The 3,745-nt window shown below is 43.8% G+C and carries 4 protein-coding genes; 1 reads left to right on the top strand and 3 read right to left on the bottom strand.

From position 1 onward, the window contains the following. The first annotated feature begins 386 nt into the window (after positions 1-386). Positions 387-1,352, top strand: coding sequence for a hypothetical protein (locus F6K57_RS39480; RefSeq protein ID WP_293026107.1), 966 nt, complete (start codon positions 387-389; stop codon positions 1,350-1,352). A 101-nt stretch (positions 1,353-1,453) separates the two neighbouring features. On the opposite strand, the gene lpxA is transcribed toward F6K57_RS39480, so the two are convergent. The 3 genes from lpxA to F6K57_RS39465 form a co-directional block, all read right to left on the bottom strand. Then, positions 1,454-2,248, bottom strand: coding sequence for an acyl-ACP--UDP-N-acetylglucosamine O-acyltransferase (gene lpxA / locus F6K57_RS39475; protein ID WP_293074217.1), 795 nt, complete (start codon positions 2,246-2,248; stop codon positions 1,454-1,456). A gap of 446 nt (positions 2,249-2,694) precedes the next feature. After that, on the bottom strand, positions 2,695-3,207 hold the full coding sequence (fabZ, locus tag F6K57_RS39470; RefSeq protein WP_293026103.1) for a 3-hydroxyacyl-ACP dehydratase FabZ: 513 nt from the start codon (positions 3,205-3,207) through the stop codon (positions 2,695-2,697). Positions 3,208-3,225: 18 nt separating this feature from the next. Beyond that, on the bottom strand, positions 3,226-3,745 hold a 520-nt coding region (locus F6K57_RS39465), incomplete at its 5' end, for a UDP-3-O-acyl-N-acetylglucosamine deacetylase (RefSeq protein WP_293074214.1).

Genomic DNA, 3,745 nt, shown 5'->3' with positions numbered 1-3,745 from the left:
AATAGGGGCGCTTTGGGGAGATGGGGAGATGGGGAGATGGGGAGATGGGGAGATGGGGAGATGGGGAGATGGTAGACCGGCTTGTACACAAGTGGATGGATTGGCCGTTGGTCACGCTACGGGAACGGAAATTTAAGCTGATAGCTGATAGCTGAATACTTACGATAGCTGAATGCTTACCAATTTTTTTTATAAATTCACATAATATTCATTAAAAATATTTATTTAATTCATCCAAATTTCATAATTTTAAACTCACAATAAAGCAAAATAAAAACAAATGAAGAAAACCATTAGTGATTTGCGCTAATTACATCAAGGTAAAATCACAATCTTCATACTATAGGGTGCAATGAAAAATTAATTATTTTTTAGGGGAAATAAACATGTCTACTAATTCCACTAACACAACAGTTCTGACCTTCGATGAACTGCCCTTTCAACCCGTTGATGACCTGAGTTTCATGGGGGTCACATTTGATTTCAAAGTAGGTGGGGTAGATTCAACGGATGCCAATTATGCTTCCTCCGGTCCAGGCTCAATTTCCTTTGTACAGGATCCGAGTCTGGAAGGTAATGCCGCCGGAATCCTAACCCTTGACTTTGCTGCACCGGTTTCCGACCTTGAGTTTGGGGTGGCGCTGAGTACCTTTGCTACTCTCACACCTGGTTTTACAGTGGAACTGTTTGATGATGGCTCCACATTGGTAAATACGATCGCAGTCGATACTAGTTCACAGCCAAGCTTTACCGAGGCTCTGTTCTCCCTTTCTGATAGTGATACACCAATAGACCGGGTTGTGATCGATTTCAATGATGCCGCTGCTTTCCGCTTCGCCCTTGACAACCTTAGCTTCGAGGAAGCTGGTGTTACTCTAATCGGTACTTCCAACAATGACATCCTTGAAGGTGGCGGAGGTGACGATATTATCAAAGGGCTTAACAGTCAAGATACTCTTCGAGGCTTTGTTGGGGAAGACTACCTCGACGGTGGAGACGGTGACGATCAACTGTTTGGAGGGGACGGTCATGACACCCTCAAAGGTGGCAATGGTCAGGATACCCTCGAAGGCGGAGATGATGACGATACCCTGATCGGTGGCCCAGGAGATGACATTTTAACTGGTGGCAGTGGGCAAGATACCTTTGTCTTGTCAACAGTAGGCAAACTCACCATCACTGACTTTACCGATGGCGAAGATCTGTTGCAGTTAGATGGTCTGACCTTTGGTCAGATTTCGATTTTTGAACAAAATGACGATACCATAATCACCACCATAAATAATCAACCATTAGCTGTCTTGACTGGTGTAGATTCTGGTGACATTACAGAGGCAGATTTTGTGCTTTAATCTCCTGTTTTCTTAATTAATAATCCCTAAAATCGGCTAGGAAAGGGTAAAGGTTAAAGGTGAAAGGAATTTGAAATAAACCTTAAAAACCTTTACCCTTTTCAGCGACGACCAGGAATTAAACCCCGACGACCTTCCATTAGAGACAACTGCAAAAACTGATGCAGGTGCTGCACATGTGGATTATCTGGTGGCAATTCCAGGGTTTGGAAGGCTTGAGTGAACGGTTCTCCTGAAAGATAGAGCTTCCGGAATACATTTTTTAACTGTCTAATCTCACCGGTTGTCAGTCCAGCCCGTTTAAGACCGATTAAGTTAAGCGATCGCACTCGGGATGGATTCCCCTCAACTAGCATATAGGGTGGAACATCCCGGTCAATGCGACTCATCCCACCCACCATAGCTAGACGTCCAATGTGGACAAATTGATGAATCCCCAAGACCCCACTAATTCTCACCTGGGACTCAATATAAACATGACCTGCTATAGCAGTGCCATTAGCGATAATTACAGAATCTTCAATCACGCAATTGTGAGCAACATGACTATAAGCCATTAGCATATTGCCATTGCCAATTACGGTTGCTTCTCCCGCCCCGGTGGCTCGGTTAATGGTGACGTACTCTCGAATTAGATTATTATCACCAATTCTCACCCAGCTAGGAGCACCATCATACTTAAGGTCTTGGGGTTCCGAACCCAGTACTGCTCCTGGAAAGATTTGATTCCTGGCTCCGATCTCCATTGGTCCAGAAAGAACCACATGGGCACCAATGGTTGTTTCTGGGCCAACTTTCACATTATCTTCGATCACCGCGTAGGCACCAATCTGAACTGTCGGGTGTAGTTCAGCACCAGGATGGATAACAGCAGTAGGATGAATAAGTGTTGCCAATTTTCCAAACACCAAAGTGACCAATGACTAACAATACTGGCAGGTTAAAGGTTGCAGGTTGCAGGTTGCAGGTTTAAGGTTAAAGGTTGCAGGTTGAAGGTTGAAGGTTAAAGGTTAAAGGTTGCAGGTTAAAGGTTAAAGGTTGCAGGTTGCAGCTTTAAGGTTGCAGGTTGAAAGATTAAGGTTGACTGTTGCCGGTTTAAGGGTTAATGTTTAGTGTTCCAGGTTTTAGTGCTAAAATAGAACATTAACGTTTAACCTCCAAAGCCAAGTATTTCAACAAAATAACCTACCCTGAACCGAAGGCCAAAGGCAAACAACTAAATAAACAACTAAATAACTTATGCGCTACGCGCACGCTACGCGAACAACCAAATAACCTATCCTAAACCGAGGGGCAAAGGTGAACAACCCAATAACTTTCCTTTGCTCTTACTAATTATGTTTTAATCCACTATAGAAAACATAAGTTCGCCTTCTGCTGCTTTCTTACCATCAACAGTTGCAACTGAGTGCATCTTACCAAAACGACGGCGCTTGATGGATAACAGTTCCGCAGTCATCACCAGTTGATCTCCTGGCACTACGGGACGCCGAAAACGAACTTTGTCAATCCCTGCAAATACGAATAATCCATCAGGACTATCGGGCATTTGGGTTAATACAATCCCGCCAACCTGAGCCATAGCTTCCACTATCATCACCCCAGGCATCAACGGTCTTCCAGGAAAATGTCCTTGAAAAAAAGGTTCATTGAAGGTAACATTCTTGATACCTACAGCTCGTTTACCTGGAACATAGTCAATAATCCGATCAACTAATGCGAAAGGATACCGATGGGGGAGTAGTTTATGAATGTCTTCGACGGTTAGAACTGTTTTAGTCGATGAGTCATCATTGAGCTCCTGGGTACTTCCGGTAGAGTTATTTGGCGTGTTAACATCAGTCAGTGTGGACATAAGCGTACTTTAATAGAATTACAGATTGCAGGTTTGTTTACTAATTTTTAAAGGTTCAACCTTCTTTGTATTTAACTTGCAACCCATGGGTTCAGCCAGCTTTTTGGCAAGTTGGACATGGAGATGGTGGCTAGCTTTATAGGCGAGGATGTGAGCGACAGGAAAACGTCCTAATAAACTCAAATCCCCTACTAAGTCTAAAAGTTTATGACGCACTGGCTCATTTGAAAATCGTAAGGGGGGATTAACCCATCCCTGTTGACCACAAACCAGAGCATTGTCCAAGCTACCACCTTTAATTAAACCGCGATCGCGCAGCTGGTCAATTTGATCAGCCAAGCCAAAGGTGCGAGCTGGTGCGATCGCATCAGCAAAATTGTCCTGTTCTGGAGTCCAACTATACCATTGTTTACCAATAGCTGGTAACGCAAAGTCAATGCCATAGGTAAATCGAGTTTTGGGTGCTGGTAGAGCCGTTACAAAGGCATCTCCGTGATAAACCGAGACTGGCTCGTTTAATACAAAAGGAATAGGTGTT

The organism is Moorena sp. SIO4A5, from assembly GCF_010672005.1.
Lineage (GTDB): Bacteria > Cyanobacteriota > Cyanobacteriia > Cyanobacteriales > Coleofasciculaceae > Moorena.
The sequence above is the reverse complement of the archived record's forward strand: the minus strand, read 5'-3'. Positions and strand labels throughout refer to the sequence as shown.

Coding starts and splice junctions, on each gene's coding strand:
- F6K57_RS39480 (WP_293026107.1), top strand. CDS start 387: ATGTCTACTAATTCCACTAACACAACAGTTCTGACCTTCGATGAACTG.
- fabZ (WP_293026103.1), bottom strand. CDS start 3,207: ATGTCCACACTGACTGATGTTAACACGCCAAATAACTCTACCGGAAGT.